Below are 19,218 nucleotides of genomic sequence, written 5' to 3'. Positions count from 1 at the left end.
GCTGAAACCGTGGCCTTGCAGCAGCCGGCTGCGCAACGCCAGACCGTGCGGCGACCGGGCATCCGAGTCGCCGCAGGTAATGACGCATCAGTTCAACGAAAAGCTCACCGGCACCAGGCCATATGCCTGTACGGCCTGGCCGTTCTGCATCGCCGGCTGGAAGCGCCAGCTGCGCAGCACCTGGCTGCGTGCGGCCAGGTCCAGTGCACGATGACCGCTGCTGGTCTGCACGCTCACCTCGGCCGGGCGGCCATCGGTGCCGACCAACACGCGCAGCAGCACCGTGCCCTGCTGACCGGCACGCAAGGCCGCCACCGGGTAACTGGGCGCGGGCGAGCTCAGGTAGTGCAACTGGCCTGCCTCGACCGGGCCGCTGGGTGCGGCAATCGCCGGCGCGCTGTCGGTGACTGCGTCCGTGACTGCAGGTAAGGCGACCGCTGCGTCTTCGACCACGGCCGGCTGACTGATCACCGGGGTCTGCACCGGCACCGGGACCGTGGTCGGCGGTGTGTGCGGCACCTTCGGCGTGAACTCCCGCTTGACCTTGATCACCGGCGGTGGTGGCGTCGCGATGGTGACGGGCATGACCCAGCGTTCCTTCGGTGCGGGCGGCTGCGGAACCGCCCGGTACGAGAGCGGAATCAACAACAGCCCGCCGGCCAGCAGATGCAGGGCCACCGCCGTGCTCATCGCCAGGACGCGCGAGCTGTCGATGCCTGTGGATCGGGAAGAAACCTGGGATTGCGTGCGAACCATCATCCACCTCCTCAACGGAACTGCGGAAAGGACCAGCGCGACCCGGACGCACGACACCATCCGGTAGCGTAGGTTTACCGCGCCCTTTGCACGGGCACAAGTGATTTCGAAGCGCCGGAGGTCGGCTGGCTGATTCGCCCGGTTGCCGCGATCCGCACAGATGAGTCGGCACCGCAGGCTCGTGCGGTTCGAAGGACCGGTGGCATCGCAAGGCCAGGTACCGGAACTTGCGGCGTGCCCCCAAAAAAAAACTGCCCTCGAGGAGGGCAGTCTGGAAATCACACCGAACGCGATCGCGGCTGGATCAACGACCCAGCTCGAAGGTCACGTCCAGGTTGATCGACAAGGTGCTCTCGCCCGGGGCGACCTGGGTGTCCATCTCGGCCTTGGCCGAGCGCATCGAGGCGGCCATCATCATCGGGCGCACGCCGCCGCCGCTGCGGCCTTCGGAGATGCTGACGATGCGGCGCACCTTCAGGCCCAGCGACTTGGCGTAGGTGTCGGCGCGGGCCTGGGCCTTCTTCAGGGCGGCCACGCGCGCTTCGTCATAGGCGGGCTCGGGCTGGTCGACCGAGAAGCTGGGGCCGTTGATGTCGTTGGCGCCCTGGGCGACCAGTGCGTCCAGGACCTTGCCCAGCCGCGAGATGTCGCGGACCTTGAGGCTGACGGTGTTGCTGGCCTGGTAGCCGTTGATCCTGGGCGCCTCGTTCTCCTTGTAGGTGTACTGCGGGCTGAGGTTGATGCCGGTGGTCTGCACGTCCTTGTCGGCGATGCCGGCGGCCTTGATCGCGGCCATGACCTTGCTCATCTGCTCGGCGTTCTGGCGCATGGCGGCGTTGCCGTCGGCGGCCTGGGTGACCACGCCGGCCGACAGCGTGGCGATGTCCGGGATGCGCTTGGCCTCCGCCTCGGCCGACACGTTGAGCAGGGTGCCATCGTTGGGAATGGTGTAGCTCGGAGTGGTCTGGGCGTGGGCAGTCATGGCGGTTCCGGCAGCGATGGACAGGGCCAGCAACAACGGTGTGAGGGTGGTACGCATGAGATCTCCTGGTCTGTAAGGGAAGCGTGTTGCGGGTTCGATGAACATGTTGTGAGTCGAACGCGACCACTGCCGCCCGGATCGGCAAGCGGGCGAGGAGGAGCAACAGGTATGCTGGACGGATGCTCTATCTCGCCTCCCGGTCGCCGCGCCGACAAGAACTGCTGCAACGCTTGGATGTGCCTTTCCAGACCCTGCAACTGGACGTGCCCGAACTGCGCGCCGCCGACGAATCGCCTGCGCAGTACGTGCAGCGCGTTGCGCTGGACAAGGCGCGTGCCGGCCTGGCGCAGGTGCAGGCCGGCGACCCCGCTGCGATCGTGCTCGGCTCCGATACCGAAGTGGTGCTGGGCGAGCGGGTGTTCGGCAAGCCGGCCGATGCGGACGACGCGATCGCCATGCTGAGCCTGCTGTCCGGGCGTACCCACCAGGTACTCACGGCCGTGGTTCTAGTCTGCGCACAACGCGCGCCGGTGCAGGCCCTGGTGGTGTCGGAGGTGACCTTCGCCACGCTCGATGCCTCACAGATCGCCGCCTATGTGGCGTGCGGCGAGCCGATGGGCAAGGCCGGCGCGTATGCGATCCAAGGTCGCGCCGAACGTTTCATCAGCCATCTGTCCGGCAGCTATTCCGGCGTGATGGGATTGCCGCTGTTTCACACCTCGCAGTTGCTCACAGCCCTCGGAGCGCATTGATGTCGGAAGAGATCCTGGTCAACGTCACCCCGCGCGAAACCCGCGTCGCGGTGATCGAGAACGGCATGCTGCAGGAGCTGCATATCGAGCGCGGCTGGCGCCGGGGCGTGGTCGGCAACATCTACAAGGGCAAGGTGCAGCGGGTGATGCCGGGCATGCAGGCGGCCTTTGTCGAGCTGGGGCTGGAGCGCGCCGCGTTCCTGCATGCCAACGACGTGGTGCGTCCGGCGCCGGCGCCGGCCAGCGTGGTCGATACCGAGGAGACGCCGATCCCGCCACCGCCGGCGGCCTCGGTGCCGATCGTGGAGCTGTTGCGCGACGGCCAGGACATCGTGGTGCAGGTGGTCAAGGACCCGATCGGCACCAAGGGCGCGCGGCTGACCACCCAGATCAGCATCCCCTCGCGCTACCTGGTGCTGCTGCCGCAGTCCAAGATCGTCGGGGTGTCGGCGCGGATCGAGGACGAGGCCGAGCGGCTGCGCCTGAAGACCATCGTCAGCGAGGTTTCGGCCCAGCACGGCGGCTTCGGCTACATCATCCGCACCAACGCCGAAGGCCAGCCGGCCGAGGCGCTGGCCGAGGACATCGCCTACCTGTCGCGGGTCTGGAACGTGGTCGAGCGGCGCGGCCGCGAAGCACCGCCGTGCAGCATCATCTACGAAGACCTGAGCCTGCCCTTGCGTGCGGTGCGCGACCTGATCCGCCGCGACGTGGAAAAGGTCAAGGTCGACTCCAACGAGACCTTCGTGCAGCTGCAGGCCTTCGTGGCCAAGTACATGCCGGTGCTGGCCGAGCGGCTGGAGCTGTACACCGGCGACCGGCCGATCTTCGACCTGTACGGGGTCGAGGACGAGATCGGGCGCGCGTTGAACAAGCAGGTACCGCTCAAATCCGGCGGTTATCTGGTGATCGACCAGACCGAGGCGATGACCACCATCGACGTCAACACCGGTTCGTTCGTCGGCCAGCGCAATCTCGAGGAAACCGTGTTCCGCACCAACCTGGAAGCCGCGCAGGCGGTGGCGCGGCAGCTGCGGCTGCGCAACCTGGGCGGGATCATCATCATCGACTTCATCGACATGGACGATGCCGAGCATCGCCGCCAGGTGCTGCGCACGCTGGAAAAGGCGCTGGCGCGCGATCATGCCAAGACCACCGTGTACGAATTCTCGCCGCTGGGCCTGGTCGAGATGACCCGCAAGCGCACCGTCGAGAGCCTGGAACGGCAGCTGTCGGAAACCTGCGGCCAGTGCAGCGGGCGCGGCACCATCAAGACAGCCGAGACGGTGACCTACGAGATCTTTCGCGAGATCACCCGCGCGGTACGCCAGTTCGATGCCGCGCGGCTGCTGGTGATCGCCTCCTCGAAAGTCGTCGCCCGCATCACCGACGAAGAGTCGGCCGCGGTGGCCGAGCTGGAGGAATTCCTCGGCAAGAGCATCCGCTTCCAGTCCGACGACCAGTATCTGCAGGAGCAGTTCGATGTGGTGCTGCTGTGAGGCCGGGAATGGAGAGTCGGGAATCGGGAATGGGGGTGGAGCGAAAGGCGCTCTGCGGGGCGCCGGTGACATCTTTAGAATGGCGGCGCGCGCGGATGGATGATCGTGCGCGCGGCGCGGTTTGTGCTCCTGCGATTCCCTATTCCCTATTCACCATTCCCCGCCGTTAATGCCCACCCCGCTGCGCCGCCGTCTCCGTCTGTTTCGCCGCTATGCGATCACCGCCACTGCGCTTGCGCTGGTGGCGATCGCGTTGCTGGTGGGTGCGGCCAGCCAGGCCTTGCCGTTGGCCGAGCAGCGGCCGCAGCAGATCGCCGCGTGGCTGAGCCAGCGCGCCGGCCAGCCGATCGGCTTTGATCGCCTGCAGACCGAATGGACCCGGCGCGGTCCGCTGCTGCGGCTGGAAGGCCTGCGGATCGGCCCGCATGGCGAGGTGCGGGTCGGCCAGGCCGAAATCCTGCTGGCGATGTATGCCGGCCTGTTGCCCGGCCACTCGCTGACCGAGGTGCGTCTGCGTGGTCTGGCGCTGACGCTGCAACGTAGCGACGATGGCGTGTGGTCGGTGCAGGGCTTGCCGGCCGGGCGGCGTTCGGACCCGTTGGAGGCGCTGCGTCGCCTCGGCGAGATCCAGGTGGCCGAGGCACGCCTGCGGGTGGCCGCGCCGTCGATCGGCGTGGACACCACGCTGCCGCGCATCGACCTGCGCCTGCGCGTCAACGGCTCGACCGTGAACGTCGGCAGCCACGCCTGGATCGACCTGCAGCGCGCACCGCTGACCACGGTGATCGCATTCGACCGCGACAGCGGCGACGGCAGCGCGTATGCGCAAGCCGACCCGGCCGATCTGGCCGCCTGGGCGGCGTTGCTGCAGTTCGGCGGCATGCGCGTGGACGGCGGCGGCGGACGCGTGCAGGCCTGGGCGCAGCTGCGCGCGCGCCGCATCAGCGCGGTCACCGTGAATGCGGATCTGCGGCAGCTGCGCTTGTCCGGTGCGGCGTTGCCCGGGGAGTCCGCGCGCCGCACGCTGCTATGGGAGCGGCTGCAGGCGCGCGCACGCTGGCAGACCATCGACGGCGGTTGGCGGCTGGATGCGCCGCTGCTGCGGCTGGGCGCGGCGGCCAGGCCGCAGCGGCTGGACGGGTTGAGCGTTGCCGGCGGGCGGCGTTATGCAGTGGTGGGCAAACAGCTCGATGTTTCCGGCCTGATCGCGGCGGCGGCACTGAGCGAGCAACTGTCGCCTGGCTTGCGGCGCTGGCTGAGCCTGTCCCGACCACAGTTGCGCCTGGCCGACCTGCAGATTGCAGGCGAGCAGGGCGGCGCGGTGCGGGCGCAGGGCCGGATCGAGGAGCTGGGCTTCCTGCCGGTGGGCAGCGCGCCGGGCATCAGCGGCCTGCGTGGCAGGATCGATGGCGACGCGCAGGCGATTGCGCTCGATCCCGCCCCCGATGCCACGCTGCGCTTCGACTGGCCGGCCGGTTTCGGGGTGGTGCACGAGCTGCAGCTGGCCGGCAGCATCGTGGGCTGGCGCGACGGTGCCGGCTGGCAGGTTGCCACGCCGGCGTTGCGCGTACAGGCCAGGGACTACGGCGCCAACGTGCGCGGCGGGCTGTGGTTCCAGAACGATGGCAGCCGCCCGCGCATCCAGCTGGCCACGCAACTGGACGATGTCGCCCTGCCGGTGGCGCGCAAGTTCTGGATCCGCTCCAAGATGAGCAAGGCGGCCATTGACTGGCTGGACACGGCGGTGGCCGGTGGCGTGATCACCGGCGGCACGGGCCTGGTCAGCGGCGATCTGGACGACTGGCCGTTCGACAACAACGATGGCCGTTTCGAGGCGTTCGGCCAGATCCGCGATGGCGTGATCCCGTTCAATCCGGACTGGCCGGCGATGGAGCAGGTGCAGGCCGACCTGCGCTTCCTCGGCAACGGCTTTTCCCTGCAGGGCAGGGGCGCGCTGGCCGGTGCGCCGATCGCGCGCCTGGAGGCCGGCATTCCCAGCTTCGCCACGTCCGAACTCTACGTGCGCGCCTCCACCCAGGCCGACGCCGCGCAGCTGTTGGGCATGCTGCGCAAGAGCCCGCTGGAGCAGCGCTACGGTGACACCTTGCGCAATCTGGCGGTGTCCGGCCCGGCCGCGGTGAGCTTCGATTTGCTGCGTCCCCTGCGCACCCATGGCACCGGCGGCCACCTGCAGGGCACGGTCGCGCTGCAGGGCGCCAAGCTGGCCGATGCGCGCTGGAACCTGGCCTTCGACCAGGTCAGCGGGCATGCCGAGTACCGCGACACCGGCTTTGCCGCCGAGCGCTTGAGCGTGCAGCACCAGGGCCGCAGCGGCGAGTTGTCCCTGCGCGCCGGTGGCTTCGTGCAGGATCCCGCGCAGGCATTCGAGGCGCGCTTCGGCGCCACCCTGGACGCCAAGGAACTGTTTGATCGCGCGCCGCAGATGGAATGGCTGCGTCCCTACGTGCATGGCAGCGCACCCTGGCAGGTGGGCGTGGACGTACCGCTGCCGACCCCCGGGCAAGCGGACCCGCAGGCGCTGCTGACGCTGCGCTCGGAGCTGGTCGGCACCACCCTGGATCTGCCTGCGCCGCTGGACAAGGCGGCCACGCAGCCGCTGGATACGCAGGTCAAGGTGGCCTTGCCGGTGGGCGACGGCGACATCGACGTGGCCTTCGGCAAGCTGGTCGCGCTCAAGGCCAGCAGCCAGGGCAACCAGACCGGCGTGCGCGTGGTGATGGGCACCGACACGGTCAGCGAGCGTCCGCCGGCCAACGGCCTGGTGGTCACCGGCCGTACCGCCTCGCTGGATGCGATCGACTGGATCAGCCTGGCGCGCGGCAGCAGCGCGCCGGACACGCCGCCGCTGCCGGGCCAGCCGGCAACGCCGAAGACGGACGCGGTGCCGCTGCAGCAGGTGGATGTGCAGGCCGACAGGTTGCTGATGATCGGCGGCGTGTTTCCGCAGACGCGCCTGCGCCTGCGGCCGACCCGCGATGCGGTGGCGGTGACCCTGGACGGCCCGTCGTTGGCCGGCCAGCTCAGCGTGCCCAATGCCGATGGCGCCGCCGTGCAAGGCAAGCTGAGCACGGTGCACTGGCAGCCGGTGGCCGCACCGCCCGAACCGGCCGTGCCCGAGCCGGGCGACCCGCTGGCCGGTGCGTTGCCGGAGCCGGCCCGCCGTGCGGTGGCCGAGTTCGACCCGGTCTCGATCCCGCCCCTTTCGCTGGATATCGACGACCTGCAGGTCGGCAAGATGACCCTGGGCGCGGCCACCCTGCGCAGCAGCCGGCTGACCGACGGCATGCAGGTGGACCAGCTGCAACTGCGCTCCAACGACCAGAACATCGGCCTGACCGGCGCCTGGCGCGGCAAGGGCGATTCCGCCAGCACCCGGCTGTCGGCGCGGGTGGACAGCCGCAATCTCGGCAACCTGCTGCAGAACCTCACCCTGGGCGGCCAGCTGCGCGGCGGCGAAGGCCAGCTGGAACTCAACGCCGGCTGGCAAGGCTCGCCGACCGGGTTTGCGCTCGGTTCGCTGGATGGCAATCTCAAGATCGAGGTGCGCAACGGCCAGCTGCTGGAAGTGGAGCCCGGCGCCGGCCGCGTGCTCGGCCTGCTCAGCGTGGCGCAGCTGCCGCGCCGGCTGATGTTCGACTTCCGCGATTTCTTCTCCAAAGGGCTGGCCTTCAACAAGCTGGAAGGCCAGGTGCGCTTCGGCGAAGGCTTTGCGCGCACCGATGCGATCCGCATTGAAGGCCCGGCCGCCGACATCGCCATCCGTGGGCAGACCGACCTGCGCGCGCAGACCTTCGACCAGACCGTGGACGTGAACCCCAAGGCCGGCAACCTGCTCACCGTGGTGGGCGCGGTGGCCGGTGGCCCGGTCGGTGCGGCGGTGGGCGCGGCTGCCAATGCGGTGCTCGGCAAACCGCTGGGCGCGATCGGCGCCAAGACCTATCACGTCACCGGGCCGTGGAAGGATCCACAGGTGGACGTGGTGGAACGCGACGTGCGCGAGCGTGCGCCCGGCAAGCCGCCTGCAACGGGCGCGCCAACGGCGACACCAGGCACGCCCGGTCGGTCGCCCCGCTGACGCGTCCGAATGCGGGCGCGCTGGCGAGTGTCGGTGCCGGTCGTCGCGAGCGCTCAGGCCTTGCCGCAAGTGGATCGAACGCAGCACGCGCGCCAGCGGGCACGTCCCGCGCGCCGACGCAGCGATGCACTCAGTCGAGCGGACTGTCGCCGTCGCTGTCGGCGCGTACGAACATCGGCAGACGCAGGCGCGAACGGTGGCCCTGCACCGGCGCCTGATCGGCACCGGCGACGCCACGGAAATAGCCGCGTTGCCATTTCTCGCGCGCGGCGGCCGACTGCGCATCCGGCAGTTCCTGCAGAAACTGCGTGCGGCTCTGAGTCCAGTCGGCATGCTGCTGCGCCAGTTGCGGCGCCTCGGACAGGGGCTTCCACTGTGGCTGCACCTGCTCGATCAGCTGGCGCGGCAGCGGGAACAGATGGCAGAACGGCTCGCCGGCCGCAAAGCGCACCTGCCCGGGCCGGGTGAACTTCCAGTTCATGGTGAAGGTGTACGGGCTCCAGTAGGTTTCGACCAGCCCGCTCAGGGCGCCGATGCCGTCCTTGGGCCGGTTCAACGGCCCGGTGACGAACAGATCCATGCCGGTATCGGTACGAAACAGGCAGGGCACGTGGAAGGTCAGCACGCCGTAGCCGAAGTGGCTGACCGCCGGTGCCGCGGCGCCTGCGTCGGCACTGATCCGGATCGCGTCCAGGCCATCGCGGCCGTCCCAGCTGGCCTCGAACCCGGCCTGGCACAGCAGCTCCCAGCCATGCGCATTGGCGATCGCCAGCGGCAGGCAGCGGTAGGCATAGCGCTGGTCGGTGGCGTCCATCCAGTCGCGCTCGTGCGGGGCGGGGCGGATGTCCAGCGTATGGCCATCCAGGACGTGGGCAATGAGCTTCATGCGCGGGCGTCGGCTTAGCGATGGGCCCGCGATGATAGCCGCGCGGCATGTTCAGCCGGACGACTTGTCTCCCTGGCGCGCGGGCCCCATCCTGACTGCATGACCGATAACGCTCTCACTCTGGCCGAAACCCGGCTGCTGCTTCCTTCCGGCCTGGACACCGGCCATCTCGACCGCACCTTCGGCGCCCTGCTGGGCCCGGGCATCGACTTCGGCGACCTGTACTTCCAGCATTCGCGACGCGAGAGCTGGAGCGTGGAGGACGGCATCGTCAAGGACGGTGCGCATTCCATCGAACAAGGCGTGGGCGTGCGCGCGATTGCCGGGGAGAAGACCGGCTTCGCCTATTCCGACGATATCCAGCGCGACGCCCTGCTGGAGGCGGCGCAATCGGCACGCGCGATCTCGCGCGAGGGGGGTGCGCAATCCACCCGTTCACTGGTGCGTGGCAATGGCCGCGCGCTGTACCCGGCCACTGACCCGATCGACGACATGGACAGCGCGACCAAGGTCGAGTTGTTGCGGCGTATCGACCAATACGTGCGCGCGGCCGACCCGCGCGTCAAGCAGGTGATGGTGAGCCTGTCCGGCGGTGTGGACACGGTGCTGATCGCGCGCAGCGACGGCGTGCTGGCCGCCGACGTGCGCCCGCTGGTGCGCTTGAACGTGCAGGTGATCGTCGAGCACAACGGACGCCGCGAGTCCGGCTACTCCGGCGGCGGCGGCCGTTACGGCTATGCCGACCTGTTCGCCGACGGCCGCCCGGAAGGCTTCGCCCGCGAAGCGCTGCGTCAGGCGCTGGTCAATCTGGAGGCGATTCCCGCGCCGGCCGGCGTGATGCCGGTGGTACTCGGCCCGGGCTGGCCCGGCGTGCTGCTGCACGAGGCGGTGGGGCATGGCCTGGAAGGCGACTTCAATCGCAAGGGCACCAGCGTCTACGCCGGCCGCATCGGCGAGCGCGTGGCTTCGCCGGGCGTGACCATCGTCGATGACGGCACCCTGGACGGCCGGCGCGGCTCGCTCAATATCGACGACGAAGGTACGTCCACCCAGTGCACCACGCTGATCGAGGACGGCGTGCTGGTCGGCTACATGCAGGACACCCACAACGCGCGCCTGATGGGCGTGGCGCCGACCGGCAACGGCCGTCGCGAATCGTTCGCGCACCTGACCATGCCACGCATGACCAACACCTACATGCGCGCCGGCGAGCACGATCCGCAGGAGATGATCCGCTCGGTGAAAAAGGGCATCTACGCGGTCAACTTCGGTGGCGGCCAGGTCGACATCACCAGCGGCAAGTACGTGTTCTCGGCCACCGAGGCCTACCTGATCGAAGACGGCAAGGTCATCGCGCCGGTGAAGGGCGCCACGCTGATCGGCAACGGCCCGGAGACCATGCAGAAGGTGCGCATGATCGGCAATGACCTGGCGCTGGACGAAGGCGTGGGCGTGTGCGGCAAGGACGGGCAGAGCGTGCCGGTCGGCGTCGGCCAGCCGTCGCTATTGATCGACGGCATCACCGTTGGCGGAACGCAGGCCTGAGATGCGGGGATTTGGGAATCGGGATTCGGGATTCGCAACAGCGGGGACTGCGGGGTGTGGTGGGTTCCGCTTGGGTGATTGGCTGTGTGTGCGGGGATTCGGGAGCCGGGATTCGGGATTGGCAACGGCCGGGATGGCCGTTGCGGGGGTGAATGGACCGGTCGGGCCCTCATTCGTCGCTTTCCGCCGCCGGTTCGCTGTCTTCCAATCCCGAATCCCCACTCTCCAATCCCTGCGCCTGAGACAACTCGCGCAATACCTGGAACAGCTCGCGGTAGGCACGCGGCGGCTTGTTCTTGGCGCGCTCGTGGATGGCGTTGCGCACCAGTTGACGCAGTTGCTGGCGGTCGGCCGCCGGGTAGGCTTCCAGCAGTTCGGCCAGCGCCACGTCGCCTTCGGCGAGCAGGCGTTCGCGCCAGCGCTCGACGCGGTGGATCGCGGCCACTTCGCGGCGCGCCGTGTCGCTGTTGGCATCCAGCGCATCGCGGATCGCGGCCAGCGTTTCGTCGTCCTCGCGGCGCATGTGCTTGGCCAGAAACGCCAGCTGCCGCTTGTGCGCGATATGCGAGGTGATGCGCTTGCTCTCTTCGATATGCGGGATCAGCGATTCGGGAACCGGCAACTTGGCCAGCTGCGCCGGGGTCAGTGCCACCAGCTTTTCGCCCAGGTCGAAAATTTCCAGCGCCTCGCGCCGCTGCTGGCTACGGCTGGCGCCGCGAAATTCACCGGTTTCTTCATCGCGTCCGCGCATTGCAATCCATCCAGAACAAGAAGTTATTCATCATTAGACAAGCCCGGCCATGGATCGCCGGGCTCTTGCGGAAGGACCCGCAATCAGGTCACTCGCACCATGAGACTAGGATAAAGCATTGAACGCACTCTCCTCCGAAACACCTGTCCACGACGACAGCCTGCAGCGCCTGGACGCGCTCACCGACATCGCCCAGCGCCTGCTTGAGCGCGCGCGTGCGGCCGGCGCCACCCAGGCCGAAGTGAGCTGCAGCGAAGAGCGCGGCCTGGACGTCAATGTGCGCCTGGGCGATGTGGAGACGGTGGAATCCACCCGCGACCGCGGCATCGCGGTCACCGTGTACTTCGGCAAGCGCAAGGGCAGCGCCAGCACTGCCGATCTGCAGGATTCCAGCCTGGAATCGACCGTCGCCCAGGCCTGCGCGATCGCCCGCTACACCGAAGACGATGTCGCCGCCGGCCTAGCCGACCCGGAGCTGATGGCGCGCGACTTCCCCGAGCTGGACAGCTGGCATCCCTGGGCGCTGGACGCCGACACCGCGGTGGACCTGGCGCTGGCCTGCGAGAGCGCCGGGCGTGATGCCGACGCGCGGATCAGCAACTCCGATGGCGCCTCGGCCAGCACCGGGCTGAGCTTGTCGGTCTACGCCAACTCGCATGGCTTCATCGGCCGCGAGCGCGGCACCCATCATTCGATCAGCTGCGCCTTGATCGCCGGCCAGGGCGACGGCATGCAGCGCGATGGCTGGTACAGCAGCGCGCTGGCGCGCGAAGACCTGGAGGCGCCGGAAGCGATCGGCCGCCACGCGGCCGAACGCACCCTGGCGCGGCTACAGCCACGCTCGCTGCCGACCGGCCAGCTGCCGGTGCTGTTTGCGCCGGAAGTGGCGCGCTCGCTGGTCGGGCATCTGCTCGGCGCGGTCTCCGGCGGCGCGCTGTATCGCCGCGCCAGCTTCCTGCTCGACAGTGTCGGCAGCAAGCTGTTCCCGGACTGGTTCAATATCGAAGAGCTGCCGCACCTGCGGCGCGGCCTGCGCTCGGCCGCCTTCGACGGCGAAGGCGTGGCGACGCGGCGTTCGGCATTGATCAGCGAAGGCGTGCTGCAGCGCTATGTGCTGGGCAGCTACTCGGCGCGCAAGCTGGGCCTGCAGACCACCGCCAACGCCGGCGGCGTGCACAACCTGCAGGTCACCGCCAATGCCGGCGATCTGGCGTCGATGATCGCCGGCATGTCGCGCGGCCTGCTGGTCACCGAGCTGATGGGCAATGGCGTCAACCCGGTGACCGGCGACTATTCGCGCGGCGCCGGTGGCTTCTGGATCGAGAACGGCGCGATCGCCTATCCCGTCGACGGGCTGACCATCGCCGGTAATCTGCGCGAGATGTTCGCCGGCATCGAAGCGGTCGGCAACGACGTCGATCCGCGCTCGCACGTCAAGATCGGTTCGGTGTTGCTCAACCGCATGACGGTGGCAGGCGACAGCTAAGCGCGGCTGACCAGGCTGCTGCGCCCCTCACCCGGCGCGCGCACGTTTTGCCGCCGTGCTTGGCGGCAGCCGGCATGCGCCGCCGAGACCATGTCTTCCCGCACTGGTGGCTGGCTGAATCGTTGCTATAGTCCGCCGCACCACAACCATGCATGGGGAGACATGATGAGCGAATTCGAGTCACACGCCGCACCGCCGCCGCCGCCGATCGGCAGCAGCACGCCGTCGGAGGAGCGCACCCTGGCACTGGCCGCGCATCTGCTCGGCATCCTGACGTCCTTCATCGGCGCGCTGGTGATCTGGCTGGTCAGCAAGGACGCCAGCCCGTCCAAGCCGTTCGCCACTGACCAGGCCAAGGAAGCATTGAATTTCCAGATCACCGTGATCATTGCCTATGTGGCTGCGGTGATCCTGACCATCGTGTCGTTCGGCATCCTGTTCTTCGTGCCGACGCTGGTGTGGATCGCCAATCTGGTGTTCTGCATCCTGGCCGCGGTCAAGGCCAACAACGGCGAGCATTACCGTTATCCGTTCACGCTGCGCCTGATCAAGTAATCCGGCGCAATGGCAATGCCACAGGCCCGGCAGCGATGCCGGGCCTGTGTCGTTTCAGGCGATGCCGCGATCAGTTCTGCGCCGGGGTGTTCTCGGCGAAGTACTCGTGGCTGTCGGCATTGGTGATCGCCTGGGCCGGGTTGCTGATCGCCAGGTTGCGCGCACCAGACTGGCCATACACGCGGTCCTGGGTGCCGGCCACCGCGGTGAAGTGGCTCATCTCGTGCACCAGCGTACCGGCCTTGGAGTCGGTGCCCTGGGTCGGCGCGCTCCAAAACGCGTTGCAGACGTAGATCTCGTACGGCGCATTGGCGTAGACGTACGCGTAGGCGCTGTCGGTGCAATCGCAGTTGATGGTGATCTGGCCGTTGTTCTGGTCCAGCGCGTTGTCGATGTTGACGAAGTTCGAGCTAACCCGGCTGTAGCGCGAGGCGTTGTAGGCGCCGAACCAGGTGGTGTAGCGCGCGCCGGTGCTGCCGGCATTGAGGTAGCTGCGCGCGTTCTGCGAGTAGGCGCGGGCCGCCGTGACCGCGCTGCCGGCCTGGCTGGTGCGGGTGGTGCTGCAGTTCAGGTAATTGACGCCGTTGACCACGGCGGTGGGACCGATCGCCATCCGGCGCTGCACGCCGCGGTTGACGCCGTCCAGCCACACCGTCAATGGCGCGCTGCCGGCCACCGCGGGCTTGCCATCGGCGGTCTTCAGCAGGCTGCCATCGGCCAGCGAGGCGTACTGCAGCGGCGAGCTGACCCGGATGGTGTAGTTGCCGCTGGTGGACAGGTCGTAGGCGGCAGCCAGGTCGACCACGCCCTGCACGGTCTGGCCCGGCTTGAGGATGGTGAAGTCGGCCGCCTTGGGCAGGCCGCGCTTGACCAGGCGTCCGGTATAGGTCACCGGCGCGCCATCGCGGCTCACTTCCAGGATGCCGTTGTCCAGCGATTGCAGCGGCAGCTGGTAGGTCGGTACGCGGGCGATCTGGCTGCCGTTATTGGTGACGGTCACTGCGATCTTGCCCTGGTGTCGCCCGGCCTGATCGGCGACCGGTGCCAGTTCAATGGTCAACGGGACCGGTCCGCGCACGGACTGTGCCTGCGCCGAACCGAGCACGCCAACAACGGCCAACGTACCTGCTGCAAACGATGCGAGAAAAACGTTCTTCACCAGTGACTCTCCATGTGGTCGGGGGATGTCCGCGGACGCGGGCAAGTCAACCTAGGCAGAGCGAGCAGACGCAACAAGAGAACCGATTGATGCTGTTTTTGGCCTGCTGGTGATCAAGAAACGACAAAAGCGGACACCGATGGCGACAATTCACCCGAAAATTGCGTGGCCATCCACACTTTTCGGCCAATTTCTGGAAATGCGCGTGTGAAAACGTATGGAAAGAGAATTTACGTTCTGTGACGCAGCACATTGCCTGCGAGGCGGTGCGCGACAAAAACGCACCGTGCGCTGGCGCACGGTGTGCGCAAGGAGCGGTGTGACCGCTTGATCGGCGCAGGTAGTGAGGTGGGACGGGGGGCGGTGCACGTCCACCCGGCGTGCCGGGGAGGGTGGCCAGGCCACCGGTTGCTCTAGTGCGCGCGGTCCACCGCAAACCGGCCCAGCGTCGCCAGCGTGTCGCCGGGCGCGCCGTAGGGTTGCAGGATGTCATGCATGCGGGTGGCCAGTTCGGCCAGCTTGGCCTTGGCGCCGTCCATCCCGAGCAGGGCGGGATAGGTGGATTTGGCTTGCGCGGCGTCCTTGCCGGCGGTCTTGCCGAGCTGCGCCGAGCTCGATTCCACGTCGAGGATGTCGTCGCGGACCTGGAACGCCAGCCCCAGTGCGTCGGCAAACGCATCCAGGCGCTGCTGATCGTCGGCTGTGGCAGCACCGGTGAGCGCGCCCATGCGCACGGCCGCGCGGATCAGCGCGCCGGTCTTGAGTGCGTGCATGCGCTCGAGGTCGCGCAGCGATTGCAGCTGGCCGGTGGCATCGATATCCAGCGCCTGGCCGCCGCACATGCCGGCAGCGCCCGCGGCGGTGGCCAGGCTCTGCAGCCAGCCGACCCGCAGTTCCGCACTGACCGGGGCCGCAGCCAGCAGCTCGAACGCACGCGTCTGCAACGCATCGCCGGCCAGGATCGCAGTGGCTTCGTCGAAGGCGATATGCACGGTGGGTTGGCCGCGGCGCAGGGCGTCGTCGTCCATCGCCGGCAAGTCGTCGTGCACCAGCGAGTAGGCGTGGATCAGTTCCACCGCCACGGCGGGCGTGTCCAGGCTGTCCTCGTCGGCGCCGAACAGCGCGCCGGTTGCATACACCAGCAACGGGCGCATGCGCTTGCCGCCGCCCAGCACCGCGTGCCGCATCGCCGCGTGCAGTCGTTGCGGCGCCAGCGCCGGAGTGGGCAGGCAGGCTTCCAGCCGGCGTTCGGTACGGCCGATCCAGTGGTCAAACAACGCCGAACTCACTCAGCCGCCGTCCTGCGATGGCGGTTCGAAGGCTTCGGCCAGATCGGGGCGCGCGGGGTCGGTCAGCATGCGCACGCGCAGCTCGGCCTGTTCCAGCGCCTGCTGGCAGTCGCGGTACAGACCGATGCCACGCTCGTAGGCCGTGAGCGATTGCTCCAGGCTCTGGTCGCCGACTTCCATCTTCTGCACCAGTTGCTCGAGTTCTTCCAGCGACTGTTCGAAGCGGGCGACCGGGGAGGTTTCATTCAAGGATTTTTTGACCATCACCAAAGTGTGCGGCGCGCAGGCAGGCGGGTCAATTCGCATTGGCTCGGTCGCGCCAGTGCAAGGACGCGCCGTTGGCCTGCAGCCAGTGGCTCAATGCAGCCGAGAGGATGCGGTCGCCGGCTGCCAGCACCTGGCCGTCGGCCCACAGGATCGGCAGGCGCGCGCGTTGCCAGGGCGGTAGATCCAGCGCCTGCAGCAGGTGCTTGAGCCGATGCGAATGCGCGCGCTGCGGCAGCACGATGCGTTCGCCACCCTGGCGTGCGCGCACCAGCAGCGGTTGCGCGAAGCGCAGGCCGGCTGCGCCGTGCAACTGCAGGCAGGCGCCATCCGGCAGTGGCAGCGGGCTTGCGCCATCCCAGCACGCCTGCCACGACGCCGGCCAGGCGGCATGCGGATGCAGCAGGTACAGGCACTGGCGCCAGCGCCGCACCTGCACCTGTTGCCAGGCAAAGCAGGCTTGCCGATCCGGCGCGTCGTCGTCGATCTCCTGTTCCAGTGCGGCCACGCCGTGCGCAGGCAGCGGTGGCGCCTGCGCTGCAGCCACCCAGGCGCGCAGCAGCCGCGGCCGACGTGCGGCCGGCTGTGCACGCAGGATCCGCAGATCCAGCGCGCCGGTGGTGGTCAGCAGGCCGGGCAGTTGCGCACTGTCCTCCTGCAGCAGCAGGTCGCTGGCATCGGCGCTCAAGCGCGCGCTGCGCGCCAGTGCCTCGGCAGCCTGCGGCCAACGTTGCTGCAGCACGGGCATCAGCTGGATGCGCAGGAAGTTGCGGTCGTGGCGGACATCGGCATTGCTGGGGTCTTCGATCCATCGCAGGCCCTGTGCCTGCGCATAGGCCAGCACCGCGGCGCGCGCGTGCTCCAGCAAGGGACGCCACAGCATGCCGGCCGCGAATGGACGCTGCGCGCGCATCGCGGCCAAGCCGTCCGGGCCGGAAGCGCGCAATGTGCGCAGCAGGAAGGTTTCGGCCTGATCGTCGCGATGATGCGCCAGGGCCAGCCATTCGCCGGGCGCCAGTGCCTCGGCAAACGCGGCGTGGCGTGCATGGCGTGCCGCCGCTTCCAGGCCCAGGCCGCTGTCGCGCGCGACCTGCACGCGCGCGATCTGCAGGGGGACCTGCAGGGCGTCGCACTGGCGCTGGCAGTGCGCGGCCCAGGCATCGGCATCGGCGTGCAGGCCATGATGCACATGCACCGCACGCACCCCCATCTGGCGATAACGCGACGTTGTTGCCAGCAGATGCAGCAGCACGCTCGAATCCATGCCGCCGCTGTAGGCGACCAGGACCGGGCCGGGCGGTGGTGCCGGTGGCAGCAATCCGGTCATCGATGCAGGTGGCTTGCTGCGACGCTGCATCCGGGTGCGAGCGGCGACGACTGAGTCGCCGCCGCCGCCCGCGCTGCGCGCAGCCGGCGCATCAGCGCTTGGCCGCGGTCTCGAACGTGGCCGACTGCGGCAACGTCACCGGCACGCCGGCGCTGTCGCAGGTGCCGGCCTTGCACAGGCGCTCGCGCAGGCGCGGGGTGGCCTGGACGATGACGTGGTAGATCACGTTCTCCTCCAGCGTGCCGCGGAAGGCCGCGCTGCCCGGGCCGGTGGCCCAGATGCCGACGTCTTCGCCGCCATGGCTTTCGGACTTGGTCGGCACCAGCGATTCCTGCATGTAGCTGGGCGCCTCGGTGTCGACGTGGGTCAGGTCCGGGCGGCCGGCGGCCGGCTCGCTGCTGCTGGGTTCGTGCGGGTACTTCTTGGCGCCGGCCGGCTGCGCGTTGCTGGCGCCGGTGTAGCCGGGGCCGTTGGCGTAGCTCAGCGTGGTGTAGGGCTGGCCGGCCAGGTCGGTGGCCAGTTGGGTGCGGTCGCCTTCTTCGCCGCCGGTGCCGCGCACCTTGCCCAGGATCGGGTTGCCGCGCACCGGGTAGCCGACGAAGTTGAGCGTATGCGAATGGTCGGCGGTGACGATGATCAGCGTGTCCGGCGGCGCGGTCTGCACGGCGGCGCGCACCGCATCGGACAGCGACACGGTCTCATCGAGCGCGCGGTAGGCATTGCCGGCGTGGTTGGCGTGATCGATACGGCCGCCTTCGACCATCAGCACGAAGCCGTTCGGGTCGCGCGACAGCGACTGGATCGCGGTGCGGGTCATCTCGGTCAGGCTGGGCTCGCCCTGCGCGGTGCGATTGCGGTCGTGGTCGAACTGCATGTGATCCGGCTCGAACAGGCCCAGCAGCGCGGGCGCGCCGGAGGCCGCCTGCAACTGTTGCTCGTTCCAGACATAGGCGCCCTGCGGGTGCGCCTGTTTCCATTCGGCGACCAGGTCGCGGCCGTCCAGGCGCAGCCCGACCTTGTCGTCGTATTCCGGATCGCGTTCCTGCACGGTCTGGAACTGGCTGCGTCCGCCACCCAGCACCACCTGCGGGCCACGCCCGAAGCGCGTGGTGGACAGCAGTTGCTGGGCGATGTCCTGGCAGCCGGCGGTGCGGGCGGACTCGGGCAGGTCGGTATCGTTTTCCCAGTTGCGGTCCGGCGAATGCGCATAGGTCGCCGCCGGGGTGGCGTGGGTGAGGCGGGTGGTGGTGACGATGCCGGTGGCCATGCCGGCGCTGTCGGCCAGCTGCAGCCAGCTGAGCAGACCCTTGCCCAGGCTGTCGGCGCAGTCGCTGCGGTTGCCGCTGCTGACGCCGATCGCGCCCATGTGCGTTTTCACCCCGGTGGTGATCGCGGTCATGGTGCCGGCCGAATCCGGCGTCTGCGAATCGGTGTTGTAGGTCTTGCTGAAGGCGGTGGCCGGGAATTGCTCCCACGACAGCAGGTTCTCCTCGCCCGGCCCGCCCTTGCGCTGGCCATCCAGGATGCGCGCCGCCGCCACCGTGGTCAGGCTCATGCCGTCGCCCAGGAACAGGATCACGTTGCGCGCGCGGCCTGCCATTGCGCCATTGCCGGCCGCGCGTGCCGCGCCCGAGCGGTACCACCATTGCGGCGTCTCGCCGGCCGGATGCGCCACCTGCGGCACCTCCAGGCGCACGGCGGCAGGCGCGGATGCGCTGGTGCCGGCGCTGGAGGCGCAAGCGGCGACACACACGGTGGTCAGGGCGGCGAGGGCAGGCAGGCGGTAACGCATCGGCATCGAACTCGTGGCTGAATCGGCGCCTATTATGCCGGCATGCCTGGTGTCACACAGATGACACGCCGCTGTTCCA

15 protein-coding genes are annotated in these 19,218 nt (G+C 68.7%); 6 read left to right on the top strand and 9 right to left on the bottom strand.

Annotated elements, in window-relative coordinates; translation table 11 throughout:
* Positions 1–87: 87 nt before the first annotated feature.
* Positions 88–759: an energy transducer TonB gene (locus CPBF1521_RS15715; protein WP_115677579.1), complete on the bottom strand. Its 672-nt coding sequence runs from the start codon at positions 757–759 to the stop codon at positions 88–90.
* A gap of 301 nt (positions 760–1,060) precedes the next feature.
* Complete coding sequence (locus CPBF1521_RS15710) at positions 1,061–1,795, bottom strand: SIMPL domain-containing protein (protein ID WP_115677578.1); 735 nt, start codon at positions 1,793–1,795, stop codon at positions 1,061–1,063.
* Positions 1,796–1,917: 122 nt separating this feature from the next.
* On the opposite strand from CPBF1521_RS15710, the gene CPBF1521_RS15705 reads away from it, so the two are divergent.
* The 3 genes from CPBF1521_RS15705 (at position 1,918) to CPBF1521_RS15695 (ending at position 8,085) form a co-directional block, all read left to right on the top strand.
* The gene (locus CPBF1521_RS15705) at positions 1,918–2,490 is read left to right on the top strand and encodes a Maf-like protein (protein ID WP_115677577.1); all 573 of its coding nucleotides are present in this window, start codon (positions 1,918–1,920) and stop codon (positions 2,488–2,490) included.
* Positions 2,490–3,989: a ribonuclease G gene (gene rng, locus CPBF1521_RS15700; RefSeq protein WP_104534149.1), complete on the top strand. Its 1,500-nt coding sequence runs from the start codon at positions 2,490–2,492 to the stop codon at positions 3,987–3,989. Before CPBF1521_RS15705 ends, rng begins: the two co-directional genes overlap by 1 nt.
* A 169-nt stretch (positions 3,990–4,158) precedes the next feature.
* Positions 4,159–8,085 carry a YhdP family protein gene (locus CPBF1521_RS15695; RefSeq protein ID WP_115677576.1) on the top strand — a complete coding sequence of 1,309 codons (3,927 nt, stop codon included), beginning with the start codon at positions 4,159–4,161 and terminating at the stop codon, positions 8,083–8,085.
* 130 nt (positions 8,086–8,215) lie between these two features.
* On the opposite strand, the gene CPBF1521_RS15690 is transcribed toward CPBF1521_RS15695, so the two are convergent.
* A complete protein-coding gene (locus tag CPBF1521_RS15690) occupies positions 8,216–8,971 on the bottom strand; it encodes a DUF6065 family protein (RefSeq protein ID WP_115677575.1) in 756 nt (251 codons plus the stop codon).
* 99 nt (positions 8,972–9,070) lie between these two features.
* Between CPBF1521_RS15690 and tldD the strand changes: the two genes are divergently transcribed.
* Entirely contained in the window at positions 9,071–10,516 is a 1,446-nt protein-coding gene (gene tldD / locus CPBF1521_RS15685; RefSeq protein WP_115677574.1) for a metalloprotease TldD, read from the top strand.
* Between the two features lie 169 nt (positions 10,517–10,685).
* Here the strand turns inward: tldD and yjgA are convergent, their stop codons facing one another.
* Positions 10,686–11,267, bottom strand: coding sequence for a ribosome biogenesis factor YjgA (yjgA, locus tag CPBF1521_RS15680; RefSeq protein WP_115677573.1), 582 nt, complete (start codon positions 11,265–11,267; stop codon positions 10,686–10,688).
* Positions 11,268–11,385: 118 nt separating this feature from the next.
* Between yjgA and pmbA the strand changes: the two genes are divergently transcribed.
* Together pmbA and CPBF1521_RS15670 are read left to right on the top strand one after the other, a co-directional pair.
* Positions 11,386–12,753 carry a metalloprotease PmbA gene (gene pmbA, locus CPBF1521_RS15675; protein WP_115677572.1) on the top strand — a complete coding sequence of 456 codons (1,368 nt, stop codon included), beginning with the start codon at positions 11,386–11,388 and terminating at the stop codon, positions 12,751–12,753.
* Positions 12,754–12,843: 90 nt separating this feature from the next.
* The gene (locus CPBF1521_RS15670) at positions 12,844–13,308 is read left to right on the top strand and encodes a DUF4870 domain-containing protein (RefSeq protein WP_164739140.1); all 465 of its coding nucleotides are present in this window, start codon (positions 12,844–12,846) and stop codon (positions 13,306–13,308) included.
* A 70-nt stretch (positions 13,309–13,378) separates the two neighbouring features.
* Here the strand turns inward: CPBF1521_RS15670 and CPBF1521_RS15665 are convergent, their stop codons facing one another.
* From CPBF1521_RS15665 to CPBF1521_RS15645, 5 genes are all read right to left on the bottom strand, one after another.
* Positions 13,379–14,467 (bottom strand): M35 family metalloendopeptidase, encoded by a 1,089-nt coding sequence (locus CPBF1521_RS15665; RefSeq protein ID WP_115677571.1) that lies wholly within the window; start codon positions 14,465–14,467, stop codon positions 13,379–13,381.
* Positions 14,468–14,880: 413 nt separating this feature from the next.
* Positions 14,881–15,756, bottom strand: a complete 876-nt coding sequence (locus CPBF1521_RS15660; protein WP_115677570.1) for a polyprenyl synthetase family protein — start codon at positions 15,754–15,756, stop codon at positions 14,881–14,883.
* Entirely contained in the window at positions 15,757–16,020 is a 264-nt protein-coding gene (locus CPBF1521_RS15655; protein ID WP_115677569.1) for an exodeoxyribonuclease VII small subunit, read from the bottom strand.
* 31 nt (positions 16,021–16,051) lie between these two features.
* Positions 16,052–17,347 carry a tRNA lysidine(34) synthetase TilS gene (tilS, locus tag CPBF1521_RS15650; protein ID WP_115677568.1) on the bottom strand — a complete coding sequence of 432 codons (1,296 nt, stop codon included), beginning with the start codon at positions 17,345–17,347 and terminating at the stop codon, positions 16,052–16,054.
* Positions 17,348–17,438: 91 nt separating this feature from the next.
* Positions 17,439–19,145, bottom strand: coding sequence for an alkaline phosphatase family protein (locus CPBF1521_RS15645; protein ID WP_115677567.1), 1,707 nt, complete (start codon positions 19,143–19,145; stop codon positions 17,439–17,441).
* Between the last annotated feature and the right edge of the window lie 73 nt (positions 19,146–19,218).

The sequence above is a fragment of the Xanthomonas euroxanthea genome (genome assembly GCF_900476395.1).
GTDB classification, from domain to species: domain Bacteria; phylum Pseudomonadota; class Gammaproteobacteria; order Xanthomonadales; family Xanthomonadaceae; genus Xanthomonas; species Xanthomonas euroxanthea.
The sequence above is the reverse complement of the archived record's forward strand: the minus strand, read 5'-3'. Positions and strand labels throughout refer to the sequence as shown.

Excerpts from the sequence above, each read along its gene's own strand:
- CPBF1521_RS15715 (WP_115677579.1), bottom strand. The coding sequence starts at position 759 with ATGATGGTTCGCACGCAATCCCAGGTTTCTTCCCGATCCACAGGCATC.
- CPBF1521_RS15710 (WP_115677578.1), bottom strand. The coding sequence starts at position 1,795 with ATGCGTACCACCCTCACACCGTTGTTGCTGGCCCTGTCCATCGCTGCC.
- CPBF1521_RS15705 (WP_115677577.1), top strand. The coding sequence starts at position 1,918 with ATGCTCTATCTCGCCTCCCGGTCGCCGCGCCGACAAGAACTGCTGCAA.
- rng (WP_104534149.1), top strand. The coding sequence starts at position 2,490 with ATGTCGGAAGAGATCCTGGTCAACGTCACCCCGCGCGAAACCCGCGTC.
- CPBF1521_RS15695 (WP_115677576.1), top strand. The coding sequence starts at position 4,159 with ATGCCCACCCCGCTGCGCCGCCGTCTCCGTCTGTTTCGCCGCTATGCG.
- CPBF1521_RS15690 (WP_115677575.1), bottom strand. The coding sequence starts at position 8,971 with ATGAAGCTCATTGCCCACGTCCTGGATGGCCATACGCTGGACATCCGC.
- tldD (WP_115677574.1), top strand. The coding sequence starts at position 9,071 with ATGACCGATAACGCTCTCACTCTGGCCGAAACCCGGCTGCTGCTTCCT.
- yjgA (WP_115677573.1), bottom strand. The coding sequence starts at position 11,267 with ATGCGCGGACGCGATGAAGAAACCGGTGAATTTCGCGGCGCCAGCCGT.
- CPBF1521_RS15670 (WP_164739140.1), top strand. The coding sequence starts at position 12,844 with ATGTCTTCCCGCACTGGTGGCTGGCTGAATCGTTGCTATAGTCCGCCG.
- CPBF1521_RS15655 (WP_115677569.1), bottom strand. The coding sequence starts at position 16,020 with ATGGTCAAAAAATCCTTGAATGAAACCTCCCCGGTCGCCCGCTTCGAA.
- tilS (WP_115677568.1), bottom strand. The coding sequence starts at position 17,347 with ATGACCGGATTGCTGCCACCGGCACCACCGCCCGGCCCGGTCCTGGTC.
- CPBF1521_RS15645 (WP_115677567.1), bottom strand. The coding sequence starts at position 19,145 with ATGCCGATGCGTTACCGCCTGCCTGCCCTCGCCGCCCTGACCACCGTG.